Raw genomic sequence first — 17308 nt, 5'->3', positions numbered from 1 at the left:
CGCCCGCGCTCCCGTCCTTCCGCCCCGTCCCCGACGGAGGCCTCTGGCCCGGGTCTGCAAGCGCTGCTGGAGGCGCTGCCGGAGGCCTTCCTCGGCGTGGACGCGGGCTGGCGCATCACCTGGCTGAGCCGGCGCATGCGCGAGCTGCTGGGGCCCCGCGTCCAGCCGGGCGATGACCTGCGCAAGAAGGTGGCGGACGTGCTGGGCCTGGGCCCGCACCTGCGCCTGGACGTGCCCGCCACCGAGCAGCCCTCCGCCGAGCCCTACGAGCACCGCTGGCACGAAGGCGGCTTCTGCTTCGAGGTGAGCACCCGCCCCGTGGACGGCGGCCTGCTGGTGCACTGCCGCGACATCACCCGCGAGTTCCAGGCCCGCCACGAGTTGCAGCGCGTGGGCCAGCTCTTCCAGGCGGTGATGGAGGGCACCACCGACGCCATCTACATCAAGGACATGGATGGCACCTACCAGGTCATCAACTCGGCGGGCGCGCGCGCCGTGGGCCGCAGCACCGTGGCCGAGGTGCGAGGGCGCACCGACGCGGAGCTCTTCCCGCCCGACGAGGCCCGGGTCAACGTGAAGCACGACCGGGACGTGCTCAAGGCGGGCCATCCCCTCACCTACGAGGATTCGCACCTGAACCCCAGCGGGGACGTGCGCGTGTGGCAGTCCACCAAGGGCCCGCTGCGCGACCCGGAAGGCAACGTGTTCGGCCTGTTCGGCATCAGCCGCGACATCACCCAGCGCAAGTGGGCGGAAGACGAAGTGCTCCGGCACGCCGAGTTCCAGGAGCACCTGATGGGCATCATCAGCCACGACATCCGCAGCCCGCTGGGCGCCATCATGAACTGGTCGCGCGTGCTCGCGGCCGGCGGGCCCGCGGAGGAGACGGCGCGCACCAGCCAGCGCATCGCCACCGCGGCGGTCCGCATCGAACGGCTGACGCGCCTGCTGCTGGACTTCACCCGCGCCCGGCTGGTGGGCGGCGTGGTGATTGAGCCGCGCGGCACGGACACGCAGGAGCTGCTGGCCAAGGTGGCGCACGAGTTCCGCGTGGCCTTCCCGAAGCGCGACATCGTCGTGGAGCACAAGGGCAACACGCAGGGGCAGTGGGACCCGGACCGCCTGGCGCAGGTGGTGTCCAACCTGGTGGAGAACGCCCTCAAGTACAGCCCGGCGGACGCGCCCGTGCTCCTGTCCACGCACGGCCTGCGCAACAAGGTGGTGGTGACGGTCCACAACCAGGGCCGCCCCATTCCGGAAGCCACCCTGCCCCACCTCTTCGAGCCCTTCCGCCAGGGCCCGCAGCAGACGCGCACGCTGAAGATGAGCTACGGCCTGGGGCTCTACATCGTGCGCGAAATCGTGCACGCCCACGGGGGCACCATCGAGGTCACCTCCACCGAGGGCGACGGCACCACCTTCACCGTCACGCTGCCGCGCCGCGCGCCGCCCCGGAAGGGCCCGCCGCCCGAGCCGCCTTCGCCTCCCTCGCACCGCGCCTGAAGAAGCGGGCGCTGCCCCGCGGTCCGTCAGACGAAGCGCGAGATGAGGGGCACCAGGGCGTCCAGCGGCGCGGTGCCGTTGGACAGGCCCGCTTCCGCCACCGCGCGCGGCATGCCGTACACCACGCAGGAGGACTCCGCCTCCGTGAGCACCACGCCGCCCGCGGCGCGCAGGGCCCGCGCGCCCTGGAGCCCGTCCTCGCCCATGCCGGTGAGCACCAGCCCCAGCGCGTCCTTCCCCCAGACCTCCGCCACGCTCTGGAAGAGCACGTCCACGGAAGGGTGGTGCGGGGTGCCCAGCGGATGGCGGTCCAGGCGCACCAGGTTGAGCGCCCCGTGCCGCGCCACCTTCAGGTGGTGGCCCGCGCGCGCCAGCACCGCGCGGCCCGGCACCAGCTCCATGCCGTCGCTCGCCTCCACCACCTCCAGCGCGCTCTGCGAGTCCAGCCGCTTCGCCACGGCCTCCGTGTAGCCAGCGGGGATGTGCAGCGCGAGCACCACCGGCGCCGGGAAGTCCCTGGGCATCGCGGACAACAGCCGCGTCAGCGCCTGCGGCCCGCCCGTGGACGTGCCCACCGCCAGCAGCTTCGTCGACGTCGCGGGCAGGGGCTTCAGGGACGGGGCATCCACGGCCTCCGCCAGCTCCTGCTGGTAGCGCGGCACCGCGCGCCCCGCGATGCGCACCTTCTCCACCAGCTCCGCGCCCAGTTCGTAGAGCCGGTCCGTGGCGAGCGCCGTGGGCTTGTGCACCAGGTCCACCGCGCCCGCCTGGAGCGCGGCCACCGCCAGCTCGCTGTCCGCGCCCGCGCTGCTCACCACCACCACGCGCGGCGCGTCCGGCATGCCGGCCAGCGCGCGCAGGAAGCCCGCCCCGTCCAGCGACGGCATCACCAGGTCCAGGGTGATGACGTCCGGCTTGAGCTCCGCCACCCGCTCCAGCGCGTCCAGGCCGTCGCGCGCGGTGCCCACCACCTCCAGCCCCTCCGCATCCGACAGCACCTTGCGCAGCACCTTGCGCGCGAACGCCGAGTCGTCCACCACCAGCACGCGCAACGTCATGAGTCCGCCTTGCTGTAGAAGAACGCGCCGCGGCGCTCCTCGCAGCGCAGCGCCGTGCCGAAGCGCATCAGGGACTCGGAGGTGCCCACCACCAGGTGCCCGCCGGGCCGCAGCGCCCCGGTGAGACCGTCCACCACGCGGCGCGCGGTGTCGTCCTGGAAGTAGATGAGCACGTTGCGGCAGAGGACGGCTTCGCAGCTGCCCGGCTCCGGGTAGCCCGCGGTGTCCACCAGGTTGAGCTGGCGCCACTCCACCCGGGCCATCAGGTCCGGCCGCACGCGGGGACGGCCGTCCACCATGTCCAGCCAGCGCCCCATCACACCCGGAGGCAGCGCGCGCAGGCAGCGCAGGTTGTGCTCCCCCGACTTCGCGCGCTCCAGCGCCTTGGAGCTCAGGTCCGTGGCCAGGATGGACACGTCCCCCAGCACGCCGCGCGAGTCCAGCAGCATGGCCAGCGTGAGGGGCTCTTCACCGGTGGAGCACGCCGCGCACCACACGCGGGGCTTGCGGCCCGCGCGCACCTCCGGCACCAGCAGCTCGTCCACCAGCACCTCCAGCGCCTGGGGCTCGCGGAAGAAGTACGTCTCGTGGACGAGCAGCGCCTCCACCAGCGAGTCCAGCGTCTCCGGCCCCTTCGGGTCGTAGCGGAGGAAGTAGTAGTAATCGAGCAGCGAGTCGAACCCGGCATCCAGCGCCCGGGTGGACAGCTTCTCCGCCAGCAGGTCCCGGTCCTCGGGCCCGTAGTGCAGGCCCGAGCGCTGCTCGATGAGCATGGAGAGGATGGCCAGGACCTGCGGGGACAGCGGCAGCGCACTCATGGCCGTATGTGTCCTAGCGGCCCAGGGCCAGCAGGCAGGCGCGTCGCACTTCCGGGTCCTCGTCGCGGTGGGCGGCCTTGTCCAGCGCCTCGCGCGCCTCCACCGTGCCCAGCGCCGCCACGGCGGGGGCTGAAGCCCGGCGTCCGGCGGGGCTCGCGCCGATGAGCGACTGCATCAGCGCCGCCCTCGCGTCCGCCCGGCGCATGCGCGCCAGCGCCGCCACCAGCAGGGGCGCCGTCGCGTCGTCCGACACCTCCAGCGCCGCCATCAGTCCGGGCAGGCGCCCTTCCACGGGCAGCGCCAGCGCGGACACCACCTGCTCGCGCAGCATCACGTCGCCCAGCAGCGACACCAGCTGCTGCGTCGCGTGCGAGCCCGTGCGTGTGGCGAGGAAGCCCACCGCCGCGCTGCGCACGCTGTCATCCCGGTCCCCGGCGGCGCGCAGGAGCGCGGGCAGCGTCTCCGGCGCGTCGTACTCCGCCACGGCGGACAGGGCGACGAGCCGCGTGGCCGGATCCTCCGAGTGCACCGCCTCCAGCAGCACCGGCAGCGCGTCCGGCCGCCGGGCCACGCCCAGCCCCAGCAGGGCCGCGCGGCGCACGTCCGCGTCCGCGGATGAGGCCGCCCGGCGCAGCGCCGCCATGGCGCTCTCCGTGTGCATGTGCGCCAGCGCGTCCACCACCGCCACGCGCACCTGGCCCGCGTCGTCGTTGGCCAGCGCGACGATGGCGTCCGCGGCGGCCTCCTCGTTGAGCTTCCCCAGCGACTGGCACGCGTAGTAGCGCACCCACGGGTCGCGGTCGTTCAAACCGCCCAGCAGCGTGGAGGTGATGCGCGCCTGCTTGTCCGTCTGGCCCAGCGCGCGCATGGCGGTGGCGCGCGTGCGCTCCGACTCATGGTTCGCGGCGGCCAGCAGCGCGTCCACCGCGCGCGGGTCGTCGATGAAGGGCAGGCCGTAGATGGCCGCGTCGCGCAGCCGCTCGTCCGGGTCCCGCATGGCCAGCAGCAGCGCGTCCAGGCCGCGCGGGTAGCCGAAGTACGCCACGATGCGCAGCGCCGCCCGCCGCTGGCGCACGTCCGTGGAGCGCGCAGCCTCCAGCGCCAGGTTCTCCGTCGTCTCGCTGCCCAGCGACTGGATGGCGCCCACCACCGCCTGCGACACGCGCGGGTCCTCGTCCGCCAGCCGCGCGAACAGGGCCGGCACCGCGGACGTGTCGCCAATGCGCGACAGCGTCTCCGCCGCCAGCGCGCGCACCGTCGCGTCCCGGTCCTCCAGGCACAAGAGCACGTCCGGCACCGCCGCGGAGCGCTTGCCCACCAGGGGCAGCAGCACCCGCCTGCGCGAGCTGTCACCCTCGCGCAGTGCCTGCAGAATCTGCGCGTCCGCCTCCGCGCCCAGCTCGCCCAGGGCCGCCGCGGCCGCGCGCGACACCCCCAGGTCCTGCGAGTCCAAAAGCTTCAAGAGCCCCGTGGCCGCGTCCGCGCCGCCCACCCAGCCCAACAGGCGCGCCACCGAGGTCTTCTCCCCCGCGTCCGCGCCCGCGATGACCTGGGCCAGCCTGCGCCCGGTGGGGTGCGGCTCCGACGAGGTGGAGCGCAGCACCGACGGCACCGTGCGCGCGCCGCCAAAGCGCTGCACCTGCGCGTCGTGGATTTCGACGAGCGCCACCGCCGCCACGCGCACCACCGCGTCGTTGCCGCGCTGGAGCAGGCCCACCAGCGCGGGCACCGCGGCCTCCTGGCCGGTGCGGCCCAGCGCGCGCGCCGCCTCCAGGACGTAGAAGGGGTCGGACAAGAGCGCCATCAGCGCCGGCACGACGGTGGGGTCGCCCGAGCGGCCCAGCACGTCGATGGCGGGGAAGATGCGGAAGAAGTTGCCGCTGCCCAGCGAGGACAGGAGCGCGTCCACCGCCGCGCCGCCGCCCACGCGGCCCAGCGCCTCGATGGCGGCCACCGCCACGTTGTCGTCCGGGTGGACGATGAGCCGCGACAAGAGCGGCACGGACCTCCGGCTGCGACGGCGTCCCAGCACCTGGGCGGCGTCACACACGATGGCCGGGTTGGGGTCGTCCCCCAGGAGCTCCACCGGGCCCTCCACCTCGCCCGTGGCGGCCACCAGCGCGTCCACCGCCGCGGCGATGCGCGCCTCGTTGTCCCGGCGGTGGCGAAGCACCTCGCACAGGGGCTCCACGGAGGCGGAGCCCAGGCGCGCCAGCGCGGACACCACGGCGCGGCGCACCGCCCACGACGGCGCGTCCAGCCCGGTCACCAGCACCGGCAGGCTCACCGGACCCCGGCGCGCCAGCTGGTCCACCTCTTCCACCCGGGCGCGGTCCTCCGCGGACAGCGACAACGGGTGTTGCTTCGCGGTCGTGCTGCTCACGTGGCCTGCTCCCTCGTGTTCCGGGGGGGCGTCCCCGGCTCCGTGGCGCCCAACAGGCCGCTCAGGTGGCTCAAGCCCTCTACCTGCTCTCCGTGCAGCCGCGACAGCTGTCCCAGCCGGCCCGCCACCTCCTTCACCTCCTTGGCGGTGACGGCCATGGCGCGCGCCTGCTCCGCCGTGGTTCCGGCGATCTCCTTCGAGCGGATGCGCATGTCCTCCACCGACCGGCCCAGCTGCTCGCTCATCGTGGCCTGGTCCAGGGCGGCCCTCGCCACCGCCGCCACGCCCGTGGCCTGCTTCGCGGCGGACAGGGTGAGCAGGGACAGGGCGTCCGTCTGCTCATCCAGCGCGCGCGCGGTCGTCTTCGCCACCCGGCGCACCTCCTCCGCGCCGCGCACCAGGCTCGTGAGCGCCTGGGCCTGCTCGTCCGTGGCGCGCGTCACCTCCTTGGCCAGGGTGGCCACCTGACGGCTGGCGAGTTCGCCCTGCTTGAGCGCGCGGGCCTGCTCCGACATGGCGCGCGTGGACTGGGCCACCTCCTTGCGCGTGGCCTCCATGGCCTTCGTCACCTCCTGCGCGGCCTTGGCCTGCTCCGCGATGCCGGTGAGCGTGCGCTGCGTGGAGGTCGCCACCTCCTGCGCTGTCGCCCCCAGCGCCCCCACCTGCTGGCCCTGCGCCATCACCGCGGCGCTCACGCCCTGCACCAGCTGGCGCATCTGCGCGGCGCCCCGGGCCAGGTCCGTGGCGGCCTGGGCCTGCTCCTGCATCGCGCGCGACACCTTCTCCGCCACCTCCGTCAGCTGGGTGTTGGAGCGCACCGCGTCGCGCAGCGCCTTGGCCTGGTCCTGGGTGGCCTGGGTGGTCTGCCGCGCCATGCGCCGCATCTCCGTGCCGCCCTGGGTCAGCGCCTGCGCGGCCTGCGCCTGCTCCGCCGCGGACGCGGCGATGAGCCGCCCCTGCTCGCTCACCTTCGCCGAGGCCTGCACCAGCGCCTGCACCGCCTGCACCTGCTCCGTCGACGCGCGCGACGCCTCGCGCACGTTGGAGCCCAGCTCGTCCACGCCCTTGAGGATGGTGCCCAGCGCGCGCTCCGCGTCTCCCGCCAGCGCCGCGCCCTCGTCCGCCGCGCGCACGCCCTCGCCGGTGGCCACCGCCGCCTCGCGCGCCGTCGTCTGGAGGCCCCGGACAATCTTCGCCACGTCACTGCTGGCCGCCGCCGCGCGGTCCGCCAGGGCGCGAATCTCCTCCGCCACCACCGCGAAGCCGCGGCCGTGCTCACCCGCGCGCGCCGCCTCGATGCTGGCGTTGAGCGACAGGAGGTTGGTGCGGTCCGCGATGAGGTTGATGGTCTGCACGATGTCGCCAATCTCCTCGGCGCGCCGGCCCATCTCCTTCATCACCCCGGACGACTCCACGATGGACTGGCGGATGCGGCCGAAGCCCGCGATGGAGCGCCCCACCGTGGCGCCGCCCTCGCGCGCGCTCGTGCCCACGCGCTCCGCGGCCAGCCGCGCCTCCTCCGTCAGCTGCGCCGCGCGGCGCGTGGAGGACTCCAGCTGCGAGGACGCGGTGGCGCTGGTGGACGCCAGGCCGTTGATGCTCTCCGCCCCGCGGGCCACCGCCTGGGCGGAGCGAGACAGCTGCTCGATGGTGGCCGCGTTGGCGTCCACCACGGCGGCGTTCTTCTCCGCGGTGGCGGCCACCTCCTCCACGCTGGCGGCCACCTCCTGCACGGTGGACGCGGTGGTGACGGCGCTCGCCTCCAGGGTGCGCGTGTGCTCGGCGACGCCGCGCACGCTGCGGGCCACCTGCTCCGACGTGGCGGCCGTATCCTCCACGCTGGAGGCCATGGCGGCCGCGTCGCGCACCACGTCCTGGAGCGTCTTGCCCAGGGACACCACGGCGCCGGACACCTGGCCCATGCGCTCGCCCACGCCCTGCGCGTCCGTGGCCAGCCGGGTGATGCCCTTGGACATCTCTTCAATGGTGGCGGCGACCTCCTCCGTGGTGGCGGCGCTGGTCTGGTTGCGCGACACCAGGTCCTCCACCGTGGCGGTCATCTCCTGCATGCTCGCCAGCAACTCCTCGCTGGAGGCGGCCAGGTCCTCCGCGTTGGCGCTCACGCCCTTCACCGAGCGCGCCACCTCCTCCAGCGTGGAGGCCGTCACGTCCGCGCTGGAGGCGAGCGTGCCCGCGTCCTTGCGCACGCCGGACACCGACGCCGTCACCTCCTGCATCGTGGCCGCGTTGGTCTCCGCCTCCTGCTGCACGCCCTTCGCCGCTTCGCCCACGGACAGCTGGCTGCGCACCAGCGACTGCACCGCGGCGCTCGTCTGCTCCACCTGCGCGGCCACGGACTCGATGGCGATCCGCACCTGCTCGCCCGCCGCCGCCTGGTCGTTGCCCGCGGACGCGAGCCGCGTCGCCAGCTGCTCGGTGGACTTCACCAGCCCCACGCCCTCCGCCACCTGGAGCGAGGCGCGCTCCGCCAGCGCGCGAGCGTCCTCCAGCTTGCGCACGCTGTTACCGTTGTCCGTCGACATCCGCCGCCTCCTCCCCCACCACCCGGGGGAAATCGATGAGCATCACCAGCCGCGGGCCCACCTGCGCCACGGCCTTCACGAACCCCTTCGCGCCCTCCACCACCATGGGTGGGGGCGGCTGGATGGTGCGGGGATCCAGCTTCAGCACTTCGCGGGCGCTGTCCACGAGCAGCCCCACGGTGCGCTCGCCCAGCTGCCCCACCACCACCCGTGAATCCAGCGACTGCGTCCCCGCCGGCAGCCCGAAGCGGACGCGCGCGTCCACCACGGGGATGACCCGGCCGCGCACCTGCACCAGGCCGGCCACGTGCGGAGGCGCCCCGGGCACCGGCGTCGCGCCGGTGAAGGACTCCATCTGCACCACGTCCGCCGCGGGCATCGCGTATTCGGCCCCGTCCACCTTGAACAGCACGTGCAGCACGTTCATGACACCCACTCCCCTGCCCTGGACGCACGCTTGCGGCGGCCCGCGCGCGCCGCGCCCAGCGCGCCCAGGTCCAGCACCAGCGTGGGCTGGCCGTCACCCAGGTCCGTGGCGCCGGCCACGCCGGGCACGCGCACGAGCGGATCCTCCAGCGGCCGCAACACGATCTCCTGCTGTCCCACGAGCCGGTCCACCGCGAAGGCCACCGGCTCCCCGCGCTGGCGCACGATGAGCGCCTTGGCGCCCTGGCCCGCCGCGCTGGCGTCCACCGTCGCGTCCAGCAGCCGCGCCAGCGACACCAGCGGCACCGCCGCGCCCCGGCGCTCCACCAGCCCCAGGCCGTCCGCGCCCGCGGGGCGCACCACGCCCGCCACGTCGATGAGTTCCTCCACGGTGCCCACCGCGACCGCGTACCGGCGGCCCGCGCACTCGAAGACGATGGCATCCATCAGCGTCACGGTGAGGGGGACGCTCAAGGTGAAGGTGGTGCCCGTGCCCTTGCGCGTCTCCATGCGCAGCTCACCGCCCAGCTGCTCCACGACGATGCGGCGCACGATGTCCATGCCCATGCCCCGGCCGCTGGTGCGCGTGGCCTCCTGGCGAGTGGACAGGCCGGGCCGGCACAAGAGGTCCAGCAGCGCGTCCGCGGAGTCCGGCACGGGGGCCTTCGCCGCCTTCGCCACCGCCTTCGCGTCCACGCCGCGTCCGTCGTCGCGCAGGGTGAGCTCCAGCTGGCCGCTGGCCCGCGCATGGCAGCTGAGGCGCACCAGCCCCTCCGCCGCCTTGCCCGCCGCCTGGCGCTCCTCGGGGGACTCCAGCGCGTGGTCCACGGCGTTGCGCACCAGGTGCACCAGCGCGGGAAGCAGCCGGTCCGCCACCGCCTTGTCCAGCTCCGCGTCGCCCACGTCCAGCTCCAGCCGCACCGCCTTGCCCGTGGCGCGGCGCAGGCCGCGCACCAGCAGGGGCAGCCGCTCCAGCACGTCACCCACGCGAACCATGCGCAGCCGAAGGATGGCCGAGCGCAGGTCGCGCAGCTGGCGGCCGTTCTCCTGGAGGATGGCGGTGAGCTCGCGCGTGGGCGCGCCCGCCTGGGTGAGCGCCGCCACCGCGCGCATCAGCCGCGAGCGGTTGACCACGAGCGCCGCCAGCCACTCCATGGCCTCGTCCAGCCGGGACACCTCCACGCGCAGCAGGCCACCGCCCCGGCGCACCTCCGGCTCGTCCAGCTCTTCCTCGAGGACGGCGGCACCGGGCAGCTCCGCCGCGCCGCCGGGGACCCCGTCCTCGGGCGGGAACTCGGCGGGCCCGGCAGCCTCCAGCGAGCGCACCGCGGCGGGAGGTCCGCCCACGGCGTCCAGCAGCACGGCGTCCTCCGCGCGGGTGATGAGCAGCAGCGCGAACGCGAGCGACGCGCCCCCCGCGGCGGCGCCGGACAGGGGCAGCACCTTCACGATGTCCGCGAGCTTCGCCACGCGCTCGCGCACGGTGTTGATGTTGAGGCCCCTGGCGGCGCGCTCCGACGACGGCACGAAGTCCAGCCGCAGCGCGCGCTGACCGCCGGCGAGCCCGCCCTCCAGCTGCTCGCGCTCGGACGGGGCCAGGCGGGAGGCGAACGAAGCCTCCGCGTCCAGCTTCACGGGCCGGGCCCGCTTGGGGGCCGCGTCCCGCACCTGCGGCCCCAGCGCCTCCAGCGCCTCCAGCAGGTTCGCGGGCGCGGGCGACGCGGCCTTCCCGGCGCCCAGCTGCCGCACGCGCAGCTCGATGGCGCGCAGGCCCTCCACCAGCGGCTCCACGCTGGACTCGGGCAGCCGGCCGCCGGCTTGATCCGCCAGCCGCAGCGACGCCTCCATCCAATGCGCCAGGGAGACGACGGGCTCCACGTCCACCATGGCGGACAGGCCCTTGAGCGTATGCAGCGCCCGGAACAGCTCGCGTACGGCGCGGGGCTGGGCCTGCCCCTTGCGCACGGCCTCCTCCACCGCGAGCAGGTCCTTCTGCGCGGAGGCGAGCAGCTCATCCGCCTCCGCCAGGTACGCGGGGAGGAACTCCGCGAACTCCCCGTTTCCCGTCACCCGCGCGGCGCCTCGGCCGAGGTCTTCTCCAGGAGGGCCCGGGCGGCGCCCTGGATGGAGTCCGGCGTGAAGGGCTTGGTCATGAAGCGGTCCGCGCCAGCCTGCAGCGCGCGCTCGCGGGACGCCTCGTCGCCACGCGTGGTGACGATGATGATGGGCAGGTTGCGCAGGTGGTCCTGTCCGCGCACGAACTCCACCACCTCGATGCCACCGATGTCCGGCATGTTGAGGTCCAGGACGAGCAGGTCGTACGGCTTGAGTGACAGCTGCTCGATGGCCTCCAACCCGCTGGACGCCTGGGTGAAGTGGCTTTCCGGATAGGGCCGCAGGCAGGCGACCACCATGTCGCGCATCACCTTGCTGTCATCAACGACGAGTACCTCGGGCATGGCGTCCTCTGGAAACGACCGGCCAAGCTAGATCGATTCCGACCCGCTGAAAGAAATGAGTCATCCGGCGCGCGTTGAACGTTGGCTTGTCCACGCGCGCCTTGGACGATGTGCCACGGCGGGCGACGAAGCGCCACGGCTGCCCGCACATCCGGCACCCTGCGCCCTCCTGTTTTTCCGCCCCGGGGACTGAATTTCAACCATGCGCCCGCCTCCTCCGCCCGACACCTCCTTCCCCTGCCCGCCGGGCCCGCCTCCACCTCCCCTGGAGCACGCACCTTGCGTCTGGGTGGTGGACGACAGTGCCAGCGAGGCGCGCTTCATCAAGACCGCGCTGGGAACGGGCTTCCAGGTGGAGACGTTCCCGGACGGCGCCGCGATGCTCGAAAGGCTACACGCCGGGCGAGCACCGGACGTGGTGGTGTTGGATTGGGAGATGCCGGGAATGTCCGGTCCGGAGGTCTGTCAGTTCCTGCGTGGCCAGCGGGAGACCCAGGCCCTGCCGGTGCTGCTGCTCACCGCGCACGGCCGGCCGGAGGACCTGGTGCAGGGCCTGCGCGCGGGCGCCAACGACTACGTGGCCAAGCCCTTCCGCACGGAGGAGGTGCGCGCGCGGGTGGACGCGCTCGCGCGCACCAAGCGGCTGGTGGACGACGTGCGGCGCACGAGCGAGGAGAAGGCGGAGGTGTTCGCGCAGCTGGACGCGCTGCTCACGTCCTCGCCCGTGGGGCTGTCGCTGCTGGACCGGGACCTGCGCTTCGTGCGCGTCAACGCGCGCATGGCGAAGCTGGACGGGCTGTCCGTGGACGCCTACCCGGGCCGGGCGCTGGCGGAGGTCCTGCCCCGCTTCGCCGCGCGGCTGGAGCCCGTCCTCCGCCGCGTCATGGAGACGGGCGAGCCCGTGGAGGAGCTGGGCTTCACGCTGGAGCACCCGGACGCGCCCCACGGCGAGCTGTACGTGATGGCCAGCTACCACCCGGTGCGCACCGCCCGGGGTGAGGTGGTGGGCGTGGGCGCCGTGATGGTGGACGTCACCCGGCTCAAGCAGGCGGAGGCGGAGCTGCGCTCGACCGCGGAGTTCCGCGAGCGCTTCCTGGGCATCGTGGGCCACGACCTGCGCAACCCGCTCAACTCCATCCGCATGGGCGCCAGCTTCCTCGTCGCCAGCGAGCAACTGCCCCCCGCGATGGAGCGCACCGCCAGCCGCATCATCAACAGCACGGACCGGATGACGCGGATGATCACCGAGCTGTTGGACTTCACCCGCAGCCGGCTGGGCAGCGGCATCCCGCTGACCCCGGCCGCCACGGACCTGGGCCAGGTGGCGCGCCAGGTGGTGGAGGAGCTGGAGCTGGTGCACCCGCGCCGCACCGTGAAGGTGACGTCCACGGGCCCCCTCACGGGGAACTGGGACGCGGACCGGCTGGCGCAGGTGCTGAGCAACCTGGTGGGCAACGCCCTCCAGTACAGCCCGGCGGACACCACCGTGGAGCTGTCGCTCGTGGGCGAGCCGGAGCAGGTCCTCGCGCGGGTGAGCAACACGGGGGTGGCCATCGCTCCGGAAGAGCTGGAGAGCCTGTTCCACCCCTTCCAGCGCGCGCGCACGGGCGCGCATGTTCCGTCGGGCCTGGGCCTGGGCCTCTTCATCTCCGACCAGATTGCCCGAAGCCACCGGGGCACGCTCACCGTGACGTCGGACGCGCAGCGGACGGTCTTCACCCTGACGCTGCCGCGCGGGGGCGCATGAGTCACGGAGGGCACACGCCCCCCTGCTCCCGCGCCTCCCGGCCGTCCAGGCCCACGAGCCCCCTGGAAACGCTGGGACCCGTGCCCTACCGTGCACGCGTGTCCACTCCGCAACACCGCACCACCCTGCTCCTCGTCGAGAACAACGAAGACGTCCGCGAGGCGCTGCGCGAAATCCTGGAGTCGGAGGGCTACCGCGTCCTCACGGCGGCGAACGGCCAGGACGCGCTGCACCTGCTGGCGGAGCAGGAGCGGATGCCCGCCCTCGTCCTGCTGGACCTGGTGATGCCGGTGATGGACGGCCACGCCTTCATCGAACACCTGCGTGGCACGGGCGCGCTCGCGCTCACGCAGGTGCTGGTGCTGACGGCGCACCCCACCCTGCCCTTGCCGCAAGGCGTGGCTGGACGGCTGGGCAAGCCGGTGAAGCTGGAGGCACTGCTGGACGCCATCGCGGTGCACACCACGACGGCGTGAAGCCGGGCGCTCAGGCGGCGGCGGGACAGTGCCGCGCCACCATGGCCAGGAGCTCCGGGATGTCCACGGGCTTGCGCAGCAGGCCCACCGTGCCCGGCGGGGCCTTGGCGGAGAAGTGGGCGGTGAGCATCAGCACGGGCAGCTCGCGGTAGCGCGCGTCCTCCCGCAGCCGGTGGAGGAACTCGTGTCCGTCCATCACCGGCATCATCAGGTCCAGCAGCACCAGGCAGGGCTGGTCGTTGTTGGCGGCGAGGACGTCCAGCGCGGCCTGGCCGTTGGCGGCCTGGAGCACCGTGTAGTCCTCCATCTCCAGCAGCTCCGCCACGACCTCACGCAGGTCCGGTTCGTCGTCGACGATGAGGATGGTGGAACGCGAGGGGGTGCTGCTCACCGGCGGCAGCCTACGCAGGTCGTGCCGCTGGCGCCAGGAATGACGTGCCTCCCTGCCCGTCGCGGCGCGCGGAAATTCCGCGCGGGGCAGGCCCCCGTCCGGCCGCCTGTCGGGAATCACGAGGGAAACCAGGCGGGTCGGTTGCACCGGGAGGCCCGAGCCCCTACCCCCTTCTCTACGGCCCCATGAAACTCATCGCGGACTTCATCGAAGGGAACCTGGACGTCCTGGTGCGGCGCTTCGCGGAGGCGGCGCGCGGGCTGGAGAGCACGCAGGGCCTGAAGCCTTCGGAGCGCATCTCCACGGTCCCGGAATATCTCCGTGCGGTCGCGGCCATCTGCCGGCACGGCTCCACGCCGGAGCGGTTGGAGACGCGGGCGCGCCTGGAGGAGGCCCACATCAACCTGCGGCTGCGCGTGGGCGCCACGCAGGAGGACGCGACGGACGAATACACGCTCCTGGGGCGGCTCATCCCCCAGCTCTGGGAGGACGCCCAGCCGGAGCGCAAGCCCGGCGCCTCGGGCCTGCAGTGCCTCTTCCAGCAGATAGAGGAGGCCATGGAGCACGTGGTGCTCCTCTTCTCCGGCGACTCGATGGAGGACCGCCAGCGGGAGAAGCGCTTCCTGCGCCAGATGGACGCGCTGGCGCCCCGGTCGCTGGAGCCCGGCACGGACATGCAGGGCCCGCTCAAGCCGCTGGTGGAGCTCATCGCCCGAGCAATGGAGGCCGCCGGGGCGGAGCTGTTCCTCGTGGACGCGGGCGGCCGGAGGATGCTCCCCGCCGCGCGCACCCTGCACCTCGTTCCGCCTCCGGGCCGGTGGGCGGACGCGCAGGGGCCGTCCTTCCTGGGCCGGGTGGCGCGCTCCGAGGAGCCGCTGGTGCTCGCGCAGGCGCGGGGGCTGGAGGACTTCGAACGCGAAGGGCTGGAGGCCAGTGCGTGGAGCACCCTGCTGGGCCTGCGGCTGTGGCCCCACGGCACCCTGATGGGCGTCCTCTGCGTGGGCTTCGCGGAGGCCCGGCCGGTGCCGCCGCAGGCCAAGCGCTTCCTGGAGACGCTGGTGGAGTACCTCGCCGGCATCCTCGACCGCGCCCTGCTGATGGGCCGGCTGAGCGAAGCCCACGCGCAGCTGGAGGCGTCGGAGACGCGCTACCGGCTGGCCAGCCAGGCGGCGGCGGACACTGTCTGGGATTGGAACCTGCTCACCCAGGCGGTGGCATGGAGCGGGGAGACGCGCAGGCTGCTGGGCTTCGCGCCCGAGGAGATTGGCCCCCTGGCACAATGGTGGGTGGCGCGCATCCACCCGGAGGACCGGGAGCGGGTGGCGCACGGCATCCACGCGGCCATCCAGGGCATGCAGGCGCGCTGGCAGGACGAGTACCGGTTCCTCAACCGCCAGGGCGACGTCGTGCGGGTGCTGGACACGGGAGTCATCCTGCGCGACGCGGCGGGCCGGGGCGTGCGCATGGTGGGCGCCATGCAGGACGTCACCTCCCGATGGGAGGTGGAGAACGGAAACGAACAGCAGCTGCGGGAGGCTCGGACCGCGCGCGTCCAGGCGGACACGGAGCTGAGCCAGTTGCACGCGCTGCTGCGGCAGGCGCCCGTCGCGCTCGCCATCCTCCGGGGGCCCACGCACGTCGTGGCGCTGGCCAACGACCGCGTCTGCCAGCTCTGGGGCCGCACCAGCGATCAGGTCCTGGGCCGTCCCGTGCTCGAAGCGCTGCCGGAGGTGGAGGGCCAGGGCATCCGGGAGCTGCTGGACGGAGTGCTCACCACGGGGGTGCCCTACGTGGGCCACGAACTGCCCGTGCGGCTGGCTCGGGCCGCGGGCGGAGCCCTGGAGGAAGCGTACTTCAACCTCATCTACCAGCCGCTGCACGAAACGGAGGTCGGCCTCCAGGGCATCCTCGTCGTCGCCAACGAGGTCACCGAAGCCGTGCAGGCCCGTCAACGGGCGGAAGGTCTGGCGGGGACGCTGCACGCCAGCGAGGAGCGCCTGCGGTTGGCGCTGGACGCGGCGGACATGGGCAGCTGGGACATCGAGCTGGCCACGGGCCGGGGCACCTGGGACGCGCGCTTCCGCGCCATGCTGGGCCTGCCCGCCCAGGGGGAGGTGACGCTCGACGAGGCCATGCGGTTCGTCCTGGAGGAGGACCGGCCCCAGGTGGGGCGCGCGATGGAGGAGGCCGCCCGGCCCGGAGGCGTCGGCGAGTACGCGAGCGAGTTCCGCGCGCGGCTCCCGCGGGCAGGCCAGGCCGAGCGATGGATCTCCGGGCGGGGCCACGTGCACTTCGGGCCGGACGGACGGCCCCTGCGCTTCGTGGGCACGGGGCTGGACGTGACGGAGCGCAAGCTCGCGGAGGAGGCGGCGCGCCAGCGCGCGGAGTTCGAGCAGTACCTGGTGGGCATCGTGTCGCACGACCTGCGCAACCCGCTGAACGCCATCATGCTGGGCACGGCATCGCTGCTCCGGCGCGAGGAGTTGAACGAGCGTGCGACGAAGGCCGTCCTGCGCATCCAGGCTTCCGCGGAGCGCGCGGTGCGGATGATCCGCGACCTGCTGGACTTCACCCAGGCGCGTCTGGGCGGGGGGCTCCCGGTGCAGTGCCAGGACCTGGAGCTGGGGGCGCTGGTGCGGCAGGCGGTGGAGGAGGCGCGGATGACCGCTCCGGAGCGCGACATCCAGTTGTCGCTGCCGCAGGCAGGCCTTCGCGGCTGCTGGGATCCGGACCGCGTCACGCAATTGCTCATCAACCTGCTGGGCAACGCGCTGAAGTACTCGCCGGAGGACACGCCGGTGGCGGTGCGCCTGCGGGAGGTGCCCGGGGGCGTCCTGCTGGAGGTGCACAACGGCGGAGCCCCCATCGCCTCCGACGTGCTGCCCCGCATCTTCCAGCCCATGCAGCGCGGGGCGCCGGGCACGGACGCGGCGACGCGCAGCGTGGGCCTGGGGCTCTACATCGTGCGGACCATCGTGCATGCGCACGGCGGCACCATCGACGTGACCTCCACGCGGGAGGCGGGCACGACGTTCACGGTGCGGCTGCCGCACGCCGACGCGAAGGAGGCCGCCGGAGCGTAGGGGCGCGGGGCCGGTGCCAGGGCGACGGCCATTGAGTGGCATGACAGGCCACGATGCTAGCCTTTGCGGCATATGCGGAAATCCCTGTCGTGCGGGCTGTTGGTGTTGCTCCTGGGAGCGTGTGCGACTCCGACTGCCCTCCTGACGCAATGGGAAGATGCGGAAAGGGAGTGCAGCGAGCCTGATGAAGACCACTGCGTCGCCCTGCTCTGCGGGGATGACGCCTGTGGCTTCTACCGCTGCGAGGACGTGCCCGGAGACGTGGTGCTGGCGCGCGGTCTGCCACCGCGCCCACCGCCCGCCGCCGCCGCACCCGCACCGGGAGGCGGCCCCCAGCGCACCTGGGGCAGCGCCATGAATCTTCCCGGCGGCGGGGAACCCATCATGGTGTTTCCCTGGTACGGCACGCCCAAGCCCGTCC

13 protein-coding genes are annotated in these 17308 nt (G+C 73.5%); 5 read left to right on the top strand and 8 right to left on the bottom strand.

Going from position 1 to position 17308, the window contains the following annotated elements:
• Window positions 1–1503, top strand: a 1503-nt coding sequence (locus D7Y21_RS32940; protein ID WP_121717785.1) for an ATP-binding protein, incomplete at its 5' end; no start/stop codon positions are given.
• A gap of 26 nt (window positions 1504–1529) precedes the next feature.
• Here the strand turns inward: D7Y21_RS32940 and cheB are convergent.
• The 7 genes from cheB to D7Y21_RS32905 are packed head-to-tail and all read right to left on the bottom strand — an operon-like array spanning window position 1530 to window position 11190.
• Window positions 1530–2561, bottom strand: coding sequence for a chemotaxis-specific protein-glutamate methyltransferase CheB (cheB, locus tag D7Y21_RS32935; protein WP_121717784.1), 1032 nt, complete (start codon window positions 2559–2561; stop codon window positions 1530–1532).
• A complete protein-coding gene (locus tag D7Y21_RS32930) occupies window positions 2558–3379 on the bottom strand; it encodes a protein-glutamate O-methyltransferase CheR (RefSeq protein ID WP_120560897.1) in 822 nt (273 codons plus the stop codon). The genes cheB and D7Y21_RS32930 overlap by 4 nt, the downstream gene beginning before the upstream one ends.
• 13 nt (window positions 3380–3392) lie before the next feature.
• The gene (locus D7Y21_RS32925; RefSeq protein WP_121717783.1) at window positions 3393–5762 is read right to left on the bottom strand and encodes a HEAT repeat domain-containing protein; all 2370 of its coding nucleotides are present in this window, start codon (window positions 5760–5762) and stop codon (window positions 3393–3395) included.
• Complete coding sequence (locus tag D7Y21_RS32920; RefSeq protein WP_121717782.1) at window positions 5759–8305, bottom strand: methyl-accepting chemotaxis protein; 2547 nt, start codon at window positions 8303–8305, stop codon at window positions 5759–5761. The genes D7Y21_RS32925 and D7Y21_RS32920 overlap by 4 nt, the downstream gene beginning before the upstream one ends.
• Entirely contained in the window at window positions 8286–8732 is a 447-nt protein-coding gene (locus D7Y21_RS32915) for a chemotaxis protein CheW (RefSeq protein WP_120560894.1), read from the bottom strand. Before D7Y21_RS32915 ends, D7Y21_RS32920 begins: the two co-directional genes overlap by 20 nt.
• Window positions 8729–10801 carry a chemotaxis protein CheA gene (locus D7Y21_RS32910; RefSeq protein ID WP_121717781.1) on the bottom strand — a complete coding sequence of 691 codons (2073 nt, stop codon included), beginning with the start codon at window positions 10799–10801 and terminating at the stop codon, window positions 8729–8731. Before D7Y21_RS32910 ends, D7Y21_RS32915 begins: the two co-directional genes overlap by 4 nt.
• Window positions 10798–11190: a response regulator gene (locus tag D7Y21_RS32905; protein WP_120560892.1), complete on the bottom strand. Its 393-nt coding sequence runs from the start codon at window positions 11188–11190 to the stop codon at window positions 10798–10800. Before D7Y21_RS32905 ends, D7Y21_RS32910 begins: the two co-directional genes overlap by 4 nt.
• A gap of 202 nt (window positions 11191–11392) precedes the next feature.
• Here D7Y21_RS32905 and D7Y21_RS32900 point away from each other — a divergent pair, with 202 nt between their 5' ends.
• Both D7Y21_RS32900 and D7Y21_RS32895 read left to right on the top strand, forming a co-directional pair.
• On the top strand, window positions 11393–12937 hold the full coding sequence (locus D7Y21_RS32900) for a response regulator (protein WP_121717780.1): 1545 nt from the start codon (window positions 11393–11395) through the stop codon (window positions 12935–12937).
• 80 nt (window positions 12938–13017) lie between these two features.
• A complete protein-coding gene (locus D7Y21_RS32895) occupies window positions 13018–13413 on the top strand; it encodes a response regulator (RefSeq protein ID WP_158619174.1) in 396 nt (131 codons plus the stop codon).
• A gap of 10 nt (window positions 13414–13423) precedes the next feature.
• Here the strand turns inward: D7Y21_RS32895 and D7Y21_RS32890 are convergent, their stop codons facing one another.
• The gene (locus D7Y21_RS32890; RefSeq protein WP_120560889.1) at window positions 13424–13804 is read right to left on the bottom strand and encodes a response regulator; all 381 of its coding nucleotides are present in this window, start codon (window positions 13802–13804) and stop codon (window positions 13424–13426) included.
• A gap of 185 nt (window positions 13805–13989) precedes the next feature.
• Between D7Y21_RS32890 and D7Y21_RS32885 the strand changes: the two genes are divergently transcribed.
• Together D7Y21_RS32885 and D7Y21_RS32880 are read left to right on the top strand one after the other, a co-directional pair.
• Window positions 13990–16887 carry a PAS domain-containing protein gene (locus tag D7Y21_RS32885; RefSeq protein ID WP_121717778.1) on the top strand — a complete coding sequence of 966 codons (2898 nt, stop codon included), beginning with the start codon at window positions 13990–13992 and terminating at the stop codon, window positions 16885–16887.
• 72 nt (window positions 16888–16959) lie between these two features.
• Window positions 16960–17308: TIGR02269 family lipoprotein (locus D7Y21_RS32880; RefSeq protein WP_121717786.1), on the top strand; the 349-nt coding region annotated here is incomplete at its 3' end.

It is taken from the genome of Corallococcus sp. AB045, from assembly GCF_003668895.1.
GTDB lineage: Bacteria > Myxococcota > Myxococcia > Myxococcales > Myxococcaceae > Corallococcus > Corallococcus coralloides.
Note: the sequence above shows the minus strand (reverse complement) of the source record. Positions and strands in the feature narration are given on the sequence as shown.

Coding starts and splice junctions, on each gene's coding strand:
- D7Y21_RS32915 (WP_120560894.1), bottom strand. CDS start 8,732: ATGAACGTGCTGCACGTGCTGTTCAAGGTGGACGGGGCCGAATACGCG.
- cheB (WP_121717784.1), bottom strand. CDS start 2,561: ATGACGTTGCGCGTGCTGGTGGTGGACGACTCGGCGTTCGCGCGCAAG.
- D7Y21_RS32920 (WP_121717782.1), bottom strand. CDS start 8,305: ATGTCGACGGACAACGGTAACAGCGTGCGCAAGCTGGAGGACGCTCGC.
- D7Y21_RS32905 (WP_120560892.1), bottom strand. CDS start 11,190: ATGCCCGAGGTACTCGTCGTTGATGACAGCAAGGTGATGCGCGACATG.
- D7Y21_RS32900 (WP_121717780.1), top strand. CDS start 11,393: ATGCGCCCGCCTCCTCCGCCCGACACCTCCTTCCCCTGCCCGCCGGGC.
- D7Y21_RS32885 (WP_121717778.1), top strand. CDS start 13,990: ATGAAACTCATCGCGGACTTCATCGAAGGGAACCTGGACGTCCTGGTG.
- D7Y21_RS32930 (WP_120560897.1), bottom strand. CDS start 3,379: ATGAGTGCGCTGCCGCTGTCCCCGCAGGTCCTGGCCATCCTCTCCATG.